Raw genomic sequence first — 17,462 nt, 5'->3', positions numbered from 1 at the left:
AACCCCGCGTGAACGCCGAACGGCAGACCGTCTACCGCTGGAGTCTCATCTGGAGTGGCGCCCTGGTGGCGCTGGTGGGAGCCATCTTCCTCGGCGTGGCCATCACCCAGGCGGATGCCTGGGCGCGCGTGGCGTCGGTGCTCGGCCTGTCCACACTCGCGTGGGGCGGGCTGGTGCAGACGCTCAACGCGGCGGGCCTGGTTCCGGTGCAGTCCACGCTGCCCGCGTCGGTCCAGTTGCCGGGGACCGAGTACCTCTGGGTGGGGGTGGCGGGCTGGCTGGTGGGGTGGGTGCTCATCGCCAGCGGCGTGCGCCGGGCCCCGGCCTCCACCGAGGGGCCGAGCGCGGCGGCGGGCGCGGTGCTCTACCCAAGGCTGGCGCAGTACCGGGACTTCTACTGGAGCACCCTGGGCGCCTACGGCGGCGGCATGCTGCTGTCGGAGCTGGTGCTGCTCCTGCTGCAGACGTTCCTGTCCAGTGGGGGAGGGGCGTCCGCGACGGGCCGGGGAGGCCTCGCGCCGACCATCGCCTTCGCGGTGGCGCTCATCGTCGCCTCGCTGGTGGCGTTCGGGTGCGGCTTCGTGGGCGCGGCGCGGGCGCGGCGGCTCTCCATGCCCGAGGCCACCATCGGCGTCATCTACCTGGGCCTGCCGGTGCCGGTGGGGCTCACGCTGATGGAGCAGCTGCCGGACCTCCAGGTGACCTGGGGCTACCGGCTGCGGGAAGTGACGTACGTGGCGGACATGCTTGGCCGCCCGGTCATCGGCTACTGGCTCGTCTTCTCGCTGTTGGTGCTCATGCTGGTGCTGGGCATCAACACGGGCTTCATCGCCGCGGGCAGTGGCCGCGTGGACATGAAGCTGGGCTTCGAGCTGTTCGTCGCCCGGCGGCACGTGGGTGTGTTCCGGCCCTCGCTGCTCCTGGGCACGCTGGCGGTGCTCCTGTTCGGCATCATCCCGCCGCTCATCGTCTACGGCATCATCCGCGCGGTGGAGGCGGCCGTGGAGCGCACACGCATCCGCGCGCTGGGCCTGAAGGATCCCCTCGCCGCGGCCGCGGCGCTCAACCAGCTCAAGCTGCGCGAGCAGTCGCCCACCATGATGATGACGGCGCTGTCGGTGGGCGGCGTGGGCGTGGGCGTGATGGCGCTCATCATCGTGCTCTCGGTGATGAGCGGCTTCGAGGAGGACCTGCAGAACAAGATCCTCGGCGCCCACTCGCACGTGGTGGTGTCCAAGTACGCGGGCCGGCTGACGGACTACAAGCAGCTCATGCCGCGCATCGCCAAGGTGCCGGGCGTGGTGGGGCAGACGCCCTCCATCGACAACCCGGTGATGGTGCTCGCCGATGACGAGGTGCAGGGCATCGTGCTCAAGGGCATCGACCCGGAGACGGTGGGCTCGGTGCTGGACCTGCGCACGAACATGTTGCCCGGCGGCAACCTGGACAACCTGGAGACCCCCGAGAAGATCGTGCCCCGGCGCGCGCTGGGACTGGGCTCGAAGCCCTCGTCCCAGGACGAAGAGGACGAGGAGTTCGATCCCATCATCGGCAAGCCCACCCAGAGCGCCGAGCAGAAGGTGCTGCCGGGCATCGTGCTGGGCCGCGAGCTGGCCACCATCCTGAGGGTGGTGGTGGGCGACCGGGTGAACGTCATCTCCCCGCAGGGCGCGGAGCTGGGCCCCGCGGGGCTCATCCCCAAGAGCCGCGCCTACCGCGTGGCGGGCATCTTCTACTCGGGCATGTACGAGTACGACGCCAAGTTCGCCTACATCCTGCTGGCCGAGGCCCAGAAGCTCTTCAGCTCGGACGGGCCCACGGGCATCGAGCTCAAGGTGGACGACGTGGACGACGCGCGGACCATCTCCAAGAAGGTGGCGAGCGAGCTGGGCGGCTACCCGTACCGCGCGCGGGACTGGGGTGAAATTCACCGCAACATCTTCTCCGCGCTGCGCCTGGAGAAGCTGGTGATGGGCATCATCCTGTCCATCATCATCATCGTGGCCGCGGGCCTCATCGTCGCCACGGTCATCATGCTGGTGCTCGAGAAGCGCAAGGAGATCGCCGTGCTCAAGGCGCTGGGCGTCTCGGACGGCGGCATCGTGAAGATCTTCCTGGCCGAGGGCCTGCAGATCGGCGTGGCCGGCGGCCTCTTGGGGCTCTTCTCGGGGCTCGCGTGGTGCTACTTCATCCTGAAGGTGGGCATCAAACTGGACCCGTCCGTCTATTACATCCCCAACCTGCCGGTGAAGATCGAGCCGGTGCAGACGGCGCTCGCGGTGGTCATCGCGGTGCTCGTCACCTATCTGGCGTCCATCTATCCCGCGCTCAAGGCGAGCAGCGTGGAGCCGGTGGAAGGCCTGAAGGCGGAGTGAGGACGATGGCACTGCTCTCCATCCGCAACGTCTTCAAGAGCTACTACCTGCACGGCAAGCGCATCGACGTGCTGCGCGGCGTCTCCCTGGACATCGAGAAGGGGCAGATGGTGAGCATGATCGGCGCGTCCGGCGCGGGCAAGAGCACCTTCCTGCACGTGCTCGGCACGCTGGACATGCCCGCCGCGGGCGAGCTGCTCTTCGAGGGCCGCAGCGTCTTTTCCATGAGCGACGCGGAGATCGCTGATTTCCGCAATCGCACCATCGGCTTCGTCTTCCAGAGCCACTACCTGCTGCCCGAGTTCACCGCGCTGGAGAACGTGGCCATGCCGGCGCTCATCCAGCGCCGGGACAAGGCGCCGACCTATGCCTACGCGCGCGAGCTCCTGGAGCGGGTGGGCCTGGGCAGCCGGGTGGACCACCGTCCGGGCGAGCTGTCCGGCGGCGAGGCCCAGCGGGTGGCCCTGGCGCGGGCCTTGGTGCTCAAACCCCCGGTTCTTCTGGCGGACGAGCCCACGGGCAACCTGGACCCGGCCACCGGCGAGGGCATCCACCAATTGTTACGCGAGGTGAACCGCGACCTGGGGCTCACCTGCGTGGTGGTGACCCACAATGCCGCCCTGGCCGAGTCGATGCCCCGGCGCCTGCGGCTGCATGCCGGGCAGGTCACCGAGGCCTGAAGGGGGGAGGGGGCCCCCTTCCCGCGATTTCTCATTGAGCCCCGCCAAAGTCCTCCCGTAGATTGCCCCGCCCTTTACCGGCCGATTGCTCTTGAGGCTCCCCGTTCTCTCGCTCAGGTTCCTTCTCCCGTTCCTCGCCGCCGCATGGACGGTGATGCCTGGCCACGTGCTCGCGCAGCAGGGCGGGGTGTCGCCGCCCGCCGCTCCGGCGCCCGTGGCCCCTCCTTCCGACGCTCCGGTCGACCCCGACCGGGAGGTGCGCGACGGAGAGGTCGCCGACGTCCGCATCGAGGGCAACCGGCGCGTCGAGGCGGAGGCCATCCGCCGGGCGCTGCGCACGCGGGTGGGGACCGCGTTCGATCCGGCCCGCACGTCCGAGGATCTCCGGGCGGTGTGGGCCCTGGGCTACTTCAGCGACGTGCAACTGCTGGTGCAGCGCATGCCGTCGGGCGGCGTGGTGTACGTGGTGCGCGTGCAGGAGCGCCCGTCCATCCGCGCGGTGAAGCTCTCGGGCAACGATGAGCTCAACCAGGACGACCTCAAGGAGTCCATCGAGGTCAAGCCGCTCACCATCCTGGACCTGGACGTGGTGCGCCGCACCCAGAAGAAGATCCAGGAGAAGTACATCGACAAGGGGTACTTCCTCGCCGAGGTGTCGCACAAGATCGTGCCCGTGGAGGGCGGTCAGGTCGACGTCGTCTTCGAGATCGACGAGAACTCCAAGGTGATGGTGAAGGACATCCTCTTCCTGGGCGCCGAGAAGGTACCGGTCTCGCGGCTCAAGGAAGTGATGCTCACCAAGGAGGGCGGCTACCTGTCCTTCATCACCGGGGAGGGCACCTACCGCGAGGAGGTGTTCCAGCGCGACCTGGAGGTCATCCGGGCCACCTACTACGACGAGGGCTTCATCAACGTCCGGGTGGAGAAGCCCAGCGTGTCGCTCTCGGCGGACAAGCGCTACATCTACATCACGCTCAAGGTGACGGAAGGCGAGCGCTACGACATCGGGAAGATCGACTTCTCGGGGGACCTGGTGGTGCCCGAGGCGGAGCTGGCCCGGCTGATGACGTCCACCACGGGGCAGCACTTCAGCCGCACGCAGCTCGGCCAGGACATCCAGTCCGTCACGGACGTCTATTACGACCGGGGCTACGCCTACGCGAACATCAACCCCGTCACCAACATCAACGCGGACACGCGCACGGTCGACCTGACCTTCGACGTGCAGAAGGGCCCCCAGGTCACCATCGAGCGCATCGAGGTGGTGGGCAACTCCAAGACGCGCGACAAGGTGATCCGCCGCGAGCTGCGCGTGTACGAGGGCGAGCTCTTCAGCGGCACGGGCGTGCGCCGCAGCAAGGAGCGCGTGACGGCGCTGGGCTTCTTCGAGACGGTGGAAGTCACCCAGAAGCCCGGCTCGCGCGACGACACCATCGCCATCCAGGTGGAGGTGAAGGAGAAGGCCACGGGCACCTTCCAGGTGGGCCTCGGCTTCTCCAACGTGGAGAACTTCATCTTCACGGCCCAGGTGTCGCAGAACAACTTCCTCGGCTGGGGCCAGAGCGTGTCGGCGTCGGCGCAGATCTCCAGCCTGCGCTCGCTCGTGCAGCTGTCGTTCTTCGATCCCTACTTCCTGGACACGCGCTTCCTGCTGTCCGCGGACTTCTTCCGCACGGAAGCCGACTACGGCAACAACAGCTTCATCCGTCAGTCCACGGGCGGCAACCTCTCGCTGGGCTACCAGATCCTCGAGGACGTGCTCGTCAACGTGGGCTACTCCCAGGAGCACGTGAACGTGGCGGCCTCGCCCACCCTGGGCGGAGTGCTGCTGGCCAACCGGTTCCTCAGTGGCGTGACGAGCTCCACGCGCCTGTCGCTCACCTACGACAAGCGCAACAACCGCCTCTTCCCCTCCAAGGGCTTCATCCACTACGGCTCGGTGGAGTACGCGCCGAGCTTCCTGGGCGGCTCGTTCCTGTTCGCCCGCTACACGGCCTACTCGCGCCTGTACTTCCCGCTGCCGCTGGGCGCCGTGTTCAAGACGAACGCCACCATCGGGTACATCCAGCCGCTGGACAGCAACCGGCCGCTGCCCGTCTCCGAGCTCTACTACCTGGGTGGCATCAACTCCCTGCGTGGCTACTTCCTGCGCAGCATCAGCCCGAACCTGTCCGCGCCCAGCTCCGGCTCGCCCGATGCCGGCATCTCCCGCATCGACGTGGGCGGCAACAAGCAGCTCATCGTCAACCTGGAGCTGGAATTCCCCGTCTTCGAGAAGGCGGGCATCCGGGGCGTGGTCTTCTATGACCTGGGCAACGCCTACGCGACCAACGAGCGCTTCTTCGAGGACAAACAGGACAAGGTGCCGCTCGGACTGTTCCAGTCGGTGGGCTTCGGCTTCCGGTGGTTCTCGCCGGTCGGTCCCTTGCGCTTCGAGTGGGGAATCCCGCTCACCCGCCGGGCGGATGATCAGCCCATCCTGTTCGAGTTTACGATCGGCAATTTCTTCTGATAGGTCGCCCGCCGGTCTGTCGGGCGGTTCCCCTGGGGGGCCGCCATTGAACAGAGTCACCGGGCGGGCCGTCGAACCCCCGAATTCTTCCCGAGGAGCTGTCGCACATGTCGCTTCGAAGCAAACTGTCGGTCCTGGCCATCACCCTGTCGCTCGCGGTGCCCACGCTGTCGGCCGCCGCGGACCTGAAGGTGGGATACGTGGACTACCAGCGCGTCATGCTCGAGGTGGATGACGGCAAGGCGGCCAAGACCCGCCTGCAGAAGTGGCTCGAGTCGCGTCAGAAGGAGATCGACGCCGAGCAGGAGGTCCTGCGCAAGGAGAAGGACACCCTGGACAAGCAGGCGAGCGCGATGAGCGAGGAGACGCGCATCCAGAAGGCCACGGACCTGCAGAAGCGCATCTACGACCTGGCCCAGAAGTGGGAGAAGAGCCGGGGCGAGGCCGCCGAGCGCGAGCGCAAGGAGATGGAGCCGATCATCTCGAGGATCGACGAGGTCATCAAGACGATCGCCGACCGCGATGGCCTGGGCCTGGTGTTCGAGAAGCGCGACTCGGGCCTGGTGTTCGCCCTGAGCCAGTACGACCTGACGAACGAGGTCATCCGCTCCTACAACGGCAAGGGCAAGGCGAAGGACGCTCCGGTCGCCCCCAAGAAGTAAGGCGGCTCGCGTGCACGTCCCGGCTCCTCGTCGGCTCGGGGAACTCGCCACCCATGTGGGGGGAGAGCTCCTCGGCGATGCCGACCTCTTGATCAGCGGACTCAACGGACTCGCCGAGGCGGGTCCGGGTGAGCTGTCGTTCTACGGCAACACGCGCTACCGCAAGCAGTACGACGCCTCCCGGGCGTCGGCCGTGCTGGTGGGCCGGGACGTCGCGCCCCGCGAGGGCGTGGCCCTGGTGCGCGTGGCCAATCCCCATCTGGCTTTCGCGCAGGTCTCGCGCCTGTTCCACCCCGTGGCGACGTTCGCCGCGGGGGTGAGCCCCGGGGCGCACGTGCACGCGGAGGCGAGCGTGCATCCGGATGCCACGGTGATGGCGGGGGCCACGGTGGACAAGGGGGCGCGGGTCGGGGCACGCACGGTGCTCTTCCCCGGGGTCTACGTGGGCGAGTCGGCCGAGGTGGGCACCGACTGCCTGCTCTACCCGAACGTCACGGTGCGCGAGCACTGCGTGGTGGGCGCGCGGGTCATCCTGCATGCCTCCTGCGTGGTGGGGGCGGACGGCTTCGGCTTCGCCTTCAATCCCGAGGGGCCGCGCGGCCCGGAGCACTACAAGGTGCCGCAGGCGGGCCTCGTGCGCATCGAGGACGACGTGGAAGTGGGCGCCTGCACCACGATCGATCGCGCGACGCTCGGCGAGACGGTGATTGGCCGGGGCACGAAGATCGACAACCTGGTGCAGATCGCCCACAACGTGAAGGTGGGCCCGCTGTCGCTCATCTGCGCGCAGGCGGGCGTGTCCGGCTCCTCGGAGCTGGGCACGGGCGTGGTGCTGGCGGGGCAGGTGGGCGTGGTGGGGCACATCCGCGTGGGGGACATGGCCAAGGTCGGCGCCCAGTCCGGCGTCGCGCATGACGTGGAGGATGGCCAGACGGTGAGCGGCACGCCGGCCATGCCCCACAAGGAATGGCTGCGTGCCTCGGCGGCGCTCGGGCAGCTGGGCGATCTGCTCAAGGAAGTGCGCACCCTGCGGCGCAGGGTGGAGATGCTCGAGAAAGAGAAGGGCGGATGATGGACATCCAAGAGATCCAGCAGTTGCTGCCCCACCGCTATCCGTTCCTGCTGGTGGACCGCGTGGTGGAGATCGTTCCGGGCCAGAAGATCACGGCCTACAAGAACGTCACCATGAACGAGCCCTTCTTCAACGGGCACTTCCCGGGCCATCCGGTGATGCCGGGCGTGCTCATCCTGGAAGCCCTGGCCCAGGCGTCGGCGATCCTCGCCTACAAGACGTCGCAGCTGGATCCTTCCCGGAGCCTGTCCTACCTGATGGGCGTGGACGGCGCGCGCTTTCGCAAGCCCGTGGTGCCCGGCGACCGGCTCCAGCTCAACATCGAGGTCATCCGGCACAAGGGTGGCATCTGGAAGACCAAGGGCACGGCCACGGTGGACGGGGTGCGGGTGGCCGAGGGCGAGTTCCTCGCCACGGTCGTGGACAAGGACAAGGGCAAGGACAACGGTGGCTCCTCCACCGAGGCCTCCTGAGGAGACACCATGGCGCAGGTTCATCCCACGGCGGTGGTCCATCCCAGTGCGCGTCTCCATGAGACCGTGGTGGTCGGTCCCTATTCCATCATCGGCGCCAAGGTGACGATTGGCGCGGGCTCCGAGGTGGGGCCGCATGCCGTCATCGATGGCCGCACCACGCTGGGCGAGCGCAACCGGGTGTTCTCCTTCGCCGCGGTGGGCGGCGTGCCGCAGGATCTCAAGTACGCGGGCGAGGACACCGAGCTCATCATCGGCCATGGCAACACCATCCGCGAGTCCGCCACGCTGCACATCGGCACGGTGGGCGGCGGCGGGGTGACGCGGGTCGGTGACAACAACATGTTCATGGCCTACAGCCACGTGGCGCACGACTGCGTGGTGGGCAATGGCTGCATCGTGGCCAACAGCGTGGCGCTGGCCGGGCACGTCACCGTGGAGGACTTCGTCATCCTCGGCGGCCTGTCCGCGGTGCATCAGTTCACCCGCCTGGGCAAGCACGCCTTCGTCGCCGGCGGCTCCATGGTGACCATGGACGTGCTGCCCTACTGCACGGCGCAGGGCGACCGGGCGGAGCTGTCCGGGCTCAACGTGGTGGGCCTGCAGCGGCACGGCTTCAGCGAGGAGCAGGTGGGCCGCATCAAGGAGGCCTACAAGATCCTCTTCCGCTCCAAGCTCGGGCTGACGGAGGCCGTGGCGCGGCTCACCGCGGAGCTCGCTGGCCAGTCGGAGATCGACTACCTGTTGAACTTCATCGCCCAGAGCAAGCGCGGCCTGACGCGCTGACGACCGCCCCCGTGGAACGCATTGGCCTCATCGCCGGCAACGGACGTCTGCCCTTCCTCTTCGCGCGCGCGGCCCGGGAGCAGGGGCTGGAGGTCGTCGTGGTGGCGCATCGGGGCGAGGTGGACCCGGCGCTGGCGGCCGAGGTGGCCTCCCTGACGTGGGTCCGCCTGGGGCAGGTGGACCGCATCCTGAAGACGTTCCGCGCGGCGGGCGTGACGCGGGCGGCGATGGCGGGCGGCATCGGACGGGTGCGGGCCTTCACGGAGGCCCGACCGGATCTCGGTGCGCTGCGCATCCTCGCGCGGCTGCGCAGCGTGCGGGACGATGCGCTGCTGCGCGCCGTGGCCGGCTATTTCGAGTCCCACGGCATCACCATCGTGGCACCCACGGACTGGCTCGCCCAGGCCCTGTGCCCCGAGGGGCACCTGGCGGGTCCCCGCCTGAGCCCGGCGCAGGAGAAGGACGTGGCCCTGGGCCGCGAGGTGGCCACGCTGCTCGGTCAGGCGGACGTGGGACAGACGGTGGTGGTCCGCGACGGCCATGTGCTCGCGCTGGAGGCCGTGGAGGGCACCGACGAGGCCATCCGCCGCGGGGGCAAGTACGGCGGTTCGGGCGCGGTGGTGGTGAAGCGCTGCAAGCCGGGACAGGACCTGCGCTTCGACCTGCCGGCGGTGGGCCCGCGCACCCTCGCGGTCATGCGGGAGGTCGGCGCCACCGTGCTCGCGCTGGAGGTCGGCAAGACGGTGCTGCTCGACGCTCCGGAGCTGTTCCAGGAGGCCGACACCGCGGGCATCAGCGTGGTGGGCATTTCCTGATCGCCTGCCCGCCGTGCCGCCCTCCAGGACGGCGCCCGGGTCGGATGGTTCCTCGCTCGCGGCTGTGGAATGCTGCCGGGCGACGACGCTGTTCCCCAGCACCCGCAGCCCCGGGGTCTACCCCTCACGCCGTGTGCATTCCCAGGAGAACCGACGGATGAAGCGACTCGTGCTCCCCGCCCTGATCGCCCTTGCCGCCACGGGCTGCATGCATGCCCCGGCGCCCGCCGCCACCGCCCAGCCCTCGCCGGATGAGGTGAGCAAGTGTGAGCTCATCCAGACGCTGATGCGCGAGCGGGCACCGCAACAGCTGCTGCAGAAGCTCGCCGAGGACGGCCACTCCACCCCGTCCCAGGTGGTCGTCTTCATGCGCCAGCCGGACGAGGCGGTCCTGGAGCGCTTCTTCGCGGGAGACCCCGAGTGCCAGGGGGCGGCCTTCAAGGTGGTGCACGACCTCACCGGCGAGGGCGTGGTGCTCTTCCTGCGCGGCCAGGCGGATGGCTACGTCTACGACGCGCAGCGCGCGAGCGCGGAGCGGATGTCGCTGGGCGGCGACGCCAAGGGCGCGGTGCGCAAGCGCGAGGGCGTCTGGGCCGCGTCCAGCATCTGAGCCCGCGCGGTGGCCGCGGGGTGCTCGCGCAGCAAGTCCTTGCACCCATCCGCGATGAACTGCACCGCGATGGCCGCGAGGATGAGCCCCATCACGCGCTCGAGGATGGCCACGCCGGACTGCTTGAGCACCCGCTGGACGAAGCCCGCGGCGCGCAGCACGAAGTAGCTCGTCACGAAGGTGATGATGATGGCGAGCAGCACGGGCACCGCGGACACGAGCGAGTCGCCGCCCCGGGCCATCAACACCATGGCGGTGGCGATGGCGCCCGGACCCGCGAGCAGGGGCATGGCCAGGGGTACCAGCGCCACGTCCTCCTTGCTCACCCCCTCCTCGGTCTCGCTGGGCGTGGTGCGCGTCTCCGACGGACGCGCGCGCAGCATGTCCAGCGCGGTGATGAGCAGCAGCAGGCCACCGGCCACCCGGAAGGCGCCCAGCGACACGCCGAACACCTTGAAGATGATGCCGCCGAAGAGCGCGAAGAAGAGCAGCAGGGCGCATGACACCATGCACGCGCGCCGGGCCGTGCTGCGGATGCGCTCCTCGGAGTAGCCCGAGGTGATGGCGAGGAAGATGGGCACCACGCCCACGGGATCCACCACGAAGAGCACCGCGGGCAGCGACACGAGGAACAGCGAGAACTGCTCGGACATGCGCCCTCTCTACACCGTGAAGCGCAGCTTCCACACCATCGTCAGGGCCTCCACGAAGATGCGCCGACTCATCTTGGACTGACCCACGCGGCGATCCTCGAACACGATGGGCACCTCACGCACCGTGAAGCCATGCTTGAGGGCCCGGTAGGTGAGTTCGATCTGGAAGGCGTAGCCGGTGCTCCGCACGGCGGTGAGATCGAGGGCCTCAAGCACCCGTCGGTTGAAGCACTTGTAGCCGCCGGTCAGATCCCGCGTGTCCACCCCCAGGATCGTCCGCGCATACAAGGAACCGCCCTGGCTGATGAGCTGTCGGCCCACGCCCCAGTTCACGGTGCCGCCGCCGGGCACGTAGCGCGAGCCCAGCACGAGATCCGCTCCCGCCTGGGCCGTGTCCAGCAGCAGGGGCAGGTGGCGCGGATCGTGGCTGAAGTCCGCGTCCATCTCGAGGATGTACGTGTAGCCCCAAGCGAGTGCCTGCTGGAAGGCATGGAGGTAGGCGCGCCCCAGGCCCTGCTTCTTCTCGCGGTGCAGCACCCGGATGCGCGGCTCTTTCGCGGCCAACGCGTCCGCCAACACCCCGGTGCCATCCGGAGAGTTGTCGTCGACGACGAGGATGTCCACGCGCGGATCTGCGGCGAGGACCGCCCGGGTGATGGGCTCGAGGTTGTCCCGTTCGTTGTACGTGGGGATGCAGACCAGCGCTGGATTCATGGAGCAGCGGGACATAGCAGAGCGGCCCGTCGTCCTCTCCTAGACTTTTCACCTCCCGGTACGTATGGCACCCACAGGACGTAGGACGGCAGTTGTCCAGAATCGGGCGTCGATTTCCGTCGACTCTCGGCACGCCTGCGAGCAAGGTATCTCGGAGATTAAGAAGGCTTGGTAGAGACCGTCTTGCGACGAGGATTTTGATGAGTTCGGCCCCGCTGCCCAGTCGTAATCCGGTGAGCCCAGAGAACCTGTTGAACCCGCTGCCGCTCTACGCGGAACTCCGGGAATCGGATCCCGTGCACTGGTCGGAGGCCCTTCATGGATGGGTCCTCACCCGACACGATGACGTGGCCGCGTGTTTCCGTGACTCGCGCTTCAGCGCCAACCGCGTGAAGATGTTCGAGGCCCAGGCCGGTGCGTTGGGGCCGGACGTGCTGGTGGACTACCTCGGCATCGCGCGGCACCAGATGCTGATGAAGGACGGGGCGGATCACATCCGCATGCGCCGCCAGACCATGGCCGCCTTCACCCCCGAGGCCCTGTCGTCCTGGCGCCCGAGCATCTACCGCATCATCAACCTGCTGCTGGATCAGGTGCATGCGCGCGGGGAGATGGACCTGGTCAAGGACATCTCCTACCACTTCCCGCCGCTGGTCATCGCCGAGGTGCTCGGCATTCCGGCCGCGGATCGCGAGATGTTCCAGGCGTGGTCCGCGCCCCTGGCCGAGTTCTCCGGTCCGGGTCTGGACGTCGACATGGTGGCCCTGGCGCGCCGAGCCAACACGGCCGCGCGCGAGCTGTACGAGTACCTGGTGCGCCACATCGAGCACCTGCAGAAGAACCCGGGACACGACGCGCTCAGCCAGATGCTGCACAGCGAGACGAGCGTCGGGCACATGGATCCCACGGACCTGGCGGCCACGTCCCAGTTGCTGCTCACCGCGGGCCACCTCACGACCACGGATCAGCTGAGCAACGGCGTGTACGATCTGCTCACGCACCCCGAGCAGTTCAAGAAGCTGCTCGAGGACCCGAGCCTGATCCGCTCGACGGTGGAGGAGATGCTGCGCTACAGCCCGGCGGTGCCGTTCTTCCACCGCATCGTGGCCGAGGATCTGGTGCTCCGGGGCAAGACCCTGCGCAAGGGCGACGTGGTCTTCCTGGGCATGGCGGCGGCCAACCGCGACCCGCTGGTGTTCCCGGAGCCGGATCGCTTCGACATCACCCGCAGCCACATGCACTCGCGGCTCATGACCTTCGGCCATGGCCCGCACCACTGCCTGGGCGCGGGTCTGGCGCGACGCGAACTGGAGATCGCCGTCGAGGTCTTGATCCGCCGACTCCCCGGATTGCAGCTGGACGAGCGGAATGCGCCGCAGCTGAAATTCCACAGCTTGGTTTTTCGGGGTTTCACACAGTTGCCGGTGCGATGGTCGACTGGTGGGTAGGGAGGCAAGCGGAGCCCGGGGCGCCCCTGGTGATGGTTCCGCGCCTCTGTGTAGAATGCCCCTGGGTTCGCGCGGGGTGATCAGCCCGAGGGTGTAGTGCCGCGTGATCCCTGACCGTCAGGTGGACTGGAGGCTGTCCACCGCAGTCGCGCATTCCGACGAACCTCCAGTCTTCCGACGCTCCACTTCACCCTTCAGCCCAAGAAACCTTCCATGTCTGATCCAGGCGTGTCCGCCTCATCGATCCAAGCGGAGATCAAGCGTCTCTCTTGGCGAATCTTCTGGACCTACCAGCTCTACTCCCTGACCGCCGCCATCCCCCTGATGTACGTGGTGGGGCTGACGATGGGGCTCTCTCCGGAGCAGCAGAAGTACGCCTCGGGTACGCTGCAGCCGCCCTTCATGGTGCTCGCCGGCATCCTCGGGCCCTTCGCGATTGCCTACTTCATCACCCGGGGCGCGCTGACGCCGGTGCGCGGCGAGCCGGAATCGGTGCGGCTGGTGCGCCTGCTCAAGGCGCCGCGCCGCATGGAGCTGGCGCTGCTCGGGCTCGTGACGCTCGGCAACGCGCTGTACATGACGACGTGCTGCATCGTGCTCAAGTCCTCCCCGTGGACCATTGTCTGGGGCGGCATCGTCAACTCGTCCATCACGGCGCTGGTGCTCATCCAGTTCCGCCTGACGGTGGAGCAGCTGCTGCGGCCGCACGCCCTGGCGCTCTTCCAGGCCAACCCGACGCAGAACATCCAGGGCTCGGGTATTGCGTGGCTGCGGCAGAGCTGGTTCCTGCCCTACGCCTTCGGCCTGTTCGTGTTCACCACGCTCGCCCTGACGGCGACCATCCTGAGCACCCAGGTCATCGCGGTCTTCTCCGAGCTGTCCCACGATTACGTCAAGAACCAGGCGGACTTCGGCCAGATGCTGATGAAGGGCGCCGGGCTCGTGCTGGAGCGCACGCTCTTCCCGATGGTGGGACTGGGCGCCTACCTGTTGCTCAACGCCGCCATCGCCGCGTTGCGCCTGGCGCGCCACCAGACGGAGGGCGCGAGCGCGGTGGGTGCCTCCATCCAGGCGCTCGCCAACGGCAAGGCCCAGCTGCCCGCGTGGGTGACCACGGACGAGATGGGTGATCTGTCGCGCGCGACCGCGCAGGTCTTCACCCGCCTGGGCAACCTCTCGCTGTCCCTGGCGGACTCCGCCCGTCAGCTCGGCCACTCCGCCGAGGAGATGGGGGCCTCGAACCTCAAGCAGAACGAGATCCTCACCCGTCAGGCCGCGGCCATCCAGGAGACGCAGGTCACCAGCCAGGAGATCAAGCAGACCTCGCTCGTGGCGTCCCAGAAGGCCGAGGCGGTGCTCAAGCAGACCGAGAAGGCCGACGAGATCAGCCGCTCGGGCGAGGCGGCCGTCGAGCAGAGCCTCTCGGGCCTGCAGGCCATCCGCGACTCGGTGAAGCAGATGGAGAACCACATCCGCGCCCTGGACGATCGCGCCAAGCAGATCGGCAAGATCACCACCACGGTGAAGGACCTGGCCGACCAGTCCAACATGCTCGCGCTCAACGCCGCCATCGAGGCCGTGCGCTCGGGCGAGCACGGCAAGGGCTTCGCGGTCGTGGCCCGGGAAATCCGCATCCTCGCGGACCAGTCCATCAAGGCCACCAACAGCGTGCGTGACATCCTCCTGGACATCAGCTCGGCCATCCGGACCACGGTGAGCATCACCGAGCAGGGCACCACGCGCGTCGAGGACAGCCTCAAGCAGGTGCGCGCCTCGGGTGAGAACATCCGGCAGCTCTCGGTCATCGTGCGCGAGAACGCCCAGTCCGTGCGGCACATCTCCATGGCCGTCACGCAGCAGAACGCGGGCATCGGGCAGATCTTCCAGGCCATCAACGACCTGTCCGAGCTGATGGCGGAGACGATGACGCGCCTTCGCGCTTCCGACGAGGCGATGGAGCTCGTGCGCACCGTGGCCCACAATGTGTCGGGCTACGTGAGCAACTACGGCTGGAACCAGATCCAGGGGGACGCGAAGAACACGTCGTCTCCCCGGACGGGTTCGCCGGAGTCCAGCGCGCGGTTGAACGACCGGAACTGAAACAAAGCGGTAGCCGTGGCGGGAGCGCGAACTCCCGCCACGTTTAATCTCGCGATGGGGTGTGCGTGGAATCCAACTCCTTGGTGGGATCTGAGCTGCAGCAGTCGGCGGTCAAGCGCTCCTGGATGGCGCTGCTGCTGCTCGAGCCGCGCCTGATCTGGAACTTCATCCGCTACGATCTGACCACCACGGTGGTGCCCAACCTGCTGTTCCTGTTGGCGGCCTGGTCGAGCATCGACGGCTCCGTGGTGCAACTGGCCTCCGCGCTGTCGCGCGGCTCGGCGTACTTCGTGCTGTACGTGCTGACGTTCTGCATCTCCAACCAGCTCAACGGCATCGAGGAAGACCGCATCAACAAGCCGGACCGGCCGATCGTGCGCGGGGACGTGTCCGTGCAGGGTGCCCAGACGCGGCTGGTGGTCTACTCGGTGCTGTTCTGCGTCGTGGGCTGGTTGTCGGGGGCGCTCGTGTGGGCGCTCGTGTGGCAGATGGTGACCCATCTGCACAACGCCGGTGGCGTGGCGCGCAACTGGTTCGGCAAGGACATGAGCATGTGCCTGGGCATCATCGCGGCCCTGGTGCCCGCCTGGGAGCTCATCACCCCCATGACGCCCGCGGCGTGGCTCTGGGTCCTCACGCTGGCCTTCTCGGTCTTCGTGCTGGCCCCGACCCAGGACCTGCGGGACATGGAGGGCGATCGCCTCAACCAGCGCAAGACGCTCCCGGTGGTGATGGGAGAGCAGCCCACGCGCATCTTCCTGAGCGCGGGGTTCGTCCTGCTGGCCTTCACCACGCACTTCCTGCTGATGGCGCCTGTCTGGGACCGCTGGATGGTGCGCGTGTTCGATGGCGTGCTGGTCCTGCTGTGCGTGGTCATCGCCGTGCGGCTGATGCGGCTGCGCACGCCCCGTGAAGATCACCAGACCTACATGTACTTCACGGCCTGGTACTGCGTGGCGCTGGCCGGCGCGAGCGTCGCGCTCTGACGCTTCTCGCCGGACCGAGGAGGCGGCCAGGGGTCGCCTCCTTGTCTTCGGGGTGCATCGTCTCGCGCGGGATTGTTTGGTAACGTACCGCACAATCCCCACGCAGCGCGGTGATGGAGTTCCTCCCGGGCGCACAGCCTGGAGGCCCGCACCGCCTCGGAGAGCCGAGCCATGTCGAACGCCGTTTCCGCGTCCAAGACGATTCCGCGCATCCGTGAGCTTCCACTGATTGGCAGCCTCAAGGACTTCAGCCAGAACCGTTTGGGCCTCTTCATGCGAGTCGCTCGGGAGTGCCCCGAGATTGGTATCTTCCATGTCGGGCCCATGCGCGTCGCGCTGGTCACCTCGTCGAAGCTCGCGCAGACCGTCCTGAGGACGCAGGCGGCGGACTTCCACGGAGGCAGCCTCCTCAACGCCATCGTGCCGCTGATGGGTCCCAACAACCTCTTCGTCCTCAAGACGGAAGAGCACTTCAAGCAGCGCAAGCTCATGGCGCCCGCCTTCCAGCACCGGCGCCTGGCCGAGTTCGGCCCCATCATGGTGGACTACGCCTCGCAGCTCGTGGACACCTGGGTGGATGGCGAGGTCATCGACATCACCAAGCAGATGCCCCTGCTGACCATGCGCGTCGTGGTCAAGACGTTGTTCGACGTGGACTTCGCGCACGAGGCCCACGAGTTCGACGAGGCGATGCAGGAGAGCGTGGACTACCTCGAGTACCTCACCAGCAGCCTGATTCCCGTGCCGCTCTCCTGGCCCACGGCGCGCAACCGGCGCGTGCGGCGGGCGCTGACCACCATCCGCGAGCGCCAGACGGCGCTCATCGAGGAGCGCCGTCGCGGCAAGCTGGGCAATGACCTGCTCTCCTCGCTCATCAGCTACCGGGACGAGGAAGGCAACGGCCTGAGCGACGAGCAGCTGCGCGACCACGCCTCCACCATCTTCACCGCGGGCCACGAGACGGTGGCCATCGCGCTGGGCTGGACCTGGTACCTGCTGCAGCAGCACCCGGAGGTCTACCGGCGCCTGCAGGAGGAGGTGGACACGGTGCTCCAGGGTCGCATGCCGACCGTGCAGGACTTGTCCCAGCTCACCTACGCCATGCAGGTGGTCAAGGAGGCCATGCGTCTGTACCCGCCGGGCTACTTCCTGGGCCGCGCGGCGCTGCACGACACCAGCATCGATGGCTACCCGCTGCGCAAGGACGACATCGTCGCCATCTCGCCCTACACCATCCACCGGGACGAGACGGTCTTCCCCGACCCCGAGAAGTTCGACCCGGACCGCTTCACGCCCGAGCAGGAGAAGGGTCGCTCGCGCTACGCCTACCTCCCGTTCAGCGACGGGCCGCACATCTGCATCGGCAACTTCTTCGCCCTGATGGAGGCGCAGATCGCCACGGTCATCATGGCCCAGCGCGTGCGCTTCGAGCCCATGCCCAACCAGAAGGTGGTGGCCGAGCCGGGCGTGAGCCTGCGCATGAGCTCGTTCTTCGTGCGGGTGCACCGCCGGATGCCCGCGCGCGAGGCGGAGCCCGCGACCCCCATCGGCGCCACGGGGTAGCGGCCCCGGGGGA

At 67.9% G+C, this 17,462-nt stretch carries 14 protein-coding genes and 1 pseudogene; 13 read left to right on the top strand and 2 right to left on the bottom strand.

Going from position 1 to position 17,462, the window contains the following annotated elements; translation table 11 throughout:
• The first annotated feature begins 8 nt into the window (after window positions 1-8).
• From I3V78_RS28820 to I3V78_RS28780, 9 genes are all read left to right on the top strand, one after another.
• Window positions 9-2,375 carry an FtsX-like permease family protein gene (locus tag I3V78_RS28820; RefSeq protein WP_204492214.1) on the top strand — a complete coding sequence of 789 codons (2,367 nt, stop codon included), beginning with the start codon at window positions 9-11 and terminating at the stop codon, window positions 2,373-2,375.
• Window positions 2,376-2,380: 5 nt separating this feature from the next.
• On the top strand, window positions 2,381-3,055 hold the full coding sequence (locus I3V78_RS28815) for an ABC transporter ATP-binding protein (RefSeq protein ID WP_204492212.1): 675 nt from the start codon (window positions 2,381-2,383) through the stop codon (window positions 3,053-3,055).
• A 154-nt stretch (window positions 3,056-3,209) separates the two neighbouring features.
• Window positions 3,210-5,567, top strand: coding sequence for an outer membrane protein assembly factor BamA (bamA, locus tag I3V78_RS28810; RefSeq protein ID WP_204492210.1), 2,358 nt, complete (start codon window positions 3,210-3,212; stop codon window positions 5,565-5,567).
• A 107-nt stretch (window positions 5,568-5,674) separates the two neighbouring features.
• Entirely contained in the window at window positions 5,675-6,229 is a 555-nt protein-coding gene (locus I3V78_RS28805; protein WP_204492208.1) for an OmpH/Skp family outer membrane protein, read from the top strand.
• Window positions 6,230-6,239: 10 nt separating this feature from the next.
• Window positions 6,240-7,301 (top strand): UDP-3-O-(3-hydroxymyristoyl)glucosamine N-acyltransferase, encoded by a 1,062-nt coding sequence (lpxD, locus tag I3V78_RS28800; RefSeq protein WP_204492205.1) that lies wholly within the window; start codon window positions 6,240-6,242, stop codon window positions 7,299-7,301.
• On the top strand, window positions 7,301-7,774 hold the full coding sequence (gene fabZ, locus I3V78_RS28795; protein ID WP_204496827.1) for a 3-hydroxyacyl-ACP dehydratase FabZ: 474 nt from the start codon (window positions 7,301-7,303) through the stop codon (window positions 7,772-7,774). The genes lpxD and fabZ overlap by 1 nt, the downstream gene beginning before the upstream one ends.
• Before the next feature lie 9 nt (window positions 7,775-7,783).
• Complete coding sequence (gene lpxA, locus I3V78_RS28790) at window positions 7,784-8,560, top strand: acyl-ACP--UDP-N-acetylglucosamine O-acyltransferase (protein WP_204492203.1); 777 nt, start codon at window positions 7,784-7,786, stop codon at window positions 8,558-8,560.
• An 11-nt stretch (window positions 8,561-8,571) separates the two neighbouring features.
• Window positions 8,572-9,375 carry a UDP-2,3-diacylglucosamine diphosphatase LpxI domain-containing protein gene (locus tag I3V78_RS28785; RefSeq protein ID WP_204492201.1) on the top strand — a complete coding sequence of 268 codons (804 nt, stop codon included), beginning with the start codon at window positions 8,572-8,574 and terminating at the stop codon, window positions 9,373-9,375.
• 157 nt (window positions 9,376-9,532) lie between these two features.
• The gene (locus I3V78_RS28780) at window positions 9,533-9,985 is read left to right on the top strand and encodes a hypothetical protein (RefSeq protein WP_204492199.1); all 453 of its coding nucleotides are present in this window, start codon (window positions 9,533-9,535) and stop codon (window positions 9,983-9,985) included.
• Window positions 9,986-10,011: 26 nt separating this feature from the next.
• Here I3V78_RS28780 and I3V78_RS28775 read toward each other — a convergent pair.
• Both I3V78_RS28775 and I3V78_RS28770 read right to left on the bottom strand, forming a co-directional pair.
• Window positions 10,012-10,638, bottom strand: a pseudogene (locus I3V78_RS28775) (MarC family protein); the annotation flags it as partial.
• Window positions 10,639-10,647: 9 nt separating this feature from the next.
• Window positions 10,648-11,352 carry a polyprenol monophosphomannose synthase gene (locus I3V78_RS28770; RefSeq protein ID WP_204492194.1) on the bottom strand — a complete coding sequence of 235 codons (705 nt, stop codon included), beginning with the start codon at window positions 11,350-11,352 and terminating at the stop codon, window positions 10,648-10,650.
• A gap of 200 nt (window positions 11,353-11,552) precedes the next feature.
• On the opposite strand from I3V78_RS28770, the gene I3V78_RS28765 reads away from it, so the two are divergent.
• The 4 genes from I3V78_RS28765 (at window position 11,553) to I3V78_RS28750 (ending at window position 17,449) form a co-directional block, all read left to right on the top strand.
• A complete protein-coding gene (locus I3V78_RS28765; protein ID WP_204492192.1) occupies window positions 11,553-12,800 on the top strand; it encodes a cytochrome P450 in 1,248 nt (415 codons plus the stop codon).
• Between the two features lie 213 nt (window positions 12,801-13,013).
• Window positions 13,014-14,900, top strand: a complete 1,887-nt coding sequence (locus I3V78_RS28760) for a methyl-accepting chemotaxis protein (RefSeq protein WP_204492190.1) — start codon at window positions 13,014-13,016, stop codon at window positions 14,898-14,900.
• An 83-nt stretch (window positions 14,901-14,983) separates the two neighbouring features.
• Entirely contained in the window at window positions 14,984-15,886 is a 903-nt protein-coding gene (locus tag I3V78_RS28755) for a UbiA family prenyltransferase (RefSeq protein WP_338023855.1), read from the top strand.
• Between the two features lie 171 nt (window positions 15,887-16,057).
• A complete protein-coding gene (locus I3V78_RS28750; protein WP_204492185.1) occupies window positions 16,058-17,449 on the top strand; it encodes a cytochrome P450 in 1,392 nt (463 codons plus the stop codon).
• Window positions 17,450-17,462: the final 13 nt, after the last annotated feature.

It is taken from the genome of Archangium primigenium, assembly GCF_016904885.1.
GTDB lineage: Bacteria > Myxococcota > Myxococcia > Myxococcales > Myxococcaceae > Cystobacter > Cystobacter primigenius.
This window is presented reverse-complemented; position numbering and strand designations above follow the sequence as displayed.

Coding starts and splice junctions, on each gene's coding strand:
- I3V78_RS28750 (WP_204492185.1), top strand. CDS start 16,058: ATGTCGAACGCCGTTTCCGCGTCCAAGACGATTCCGCGCATCCGTGAG.
- I3V78_RS28760 (WP_204492190.1), top strand. CDS start 13,014: ATGTCTGATCCAGGCGTGTCCGCCTCATCGATCCAAGCGGAGATCAAG.
- I3V78_RS28805 (WP_204492208.1), top strand. CDS start 5,675: ATGTCGCTTCGAAGCAAACTGTCGGTCCTGGCCATCACCCTGTCGCTC.
- fabZ (WP_204496827.1), top strand. CDS start 7,301: ATGGACATCCAAGAGATCCAGCAGTTGCTGCCCCACCGCTATCCGTTC.
- I3V78_RS28770 (WP_204492194.1), bottom strand. CDS start 11,352: ATGAATCCAGCGCTGGTCTGCATCCCCACGTACAACGAACGGGACAAC.
- I3V78_RS28780 (WP_204492199.1), top strand. CDS start 9,533: ATGAAGCGACTCGTGCTCCCCGCCCTGATCGCCCTTGCCGCCACGGGC.
- I3V78_RS28765 (WP_204492192.1), top strand. CDS start 11,553: ATGAGTTCGGCCCCGCTGCCCAGTCGTAATCCGGTGAGCCCAGAGAAC.
- bamA (WP_204492210.1), top strand. CDS start 3,210: ATGCCTGGCCACGTGCTCGCGCAGCAGGGCGGGGTGTCGCCGCCCGCC.
- I3V78_RS28815 (WP_204492212.1), top strand. CDS start 2,381: ATGGCACTGCTCTCCATCCGCAACGTCTTCAAGAGCTACTACCTGCAC.
- lpxA (WP_204492203.1), top strand. CDS start 7,784: ATGGCGCAGGTTCATCCCACGGCGGTGGTCCATCCCAGTGCGCGTCTC.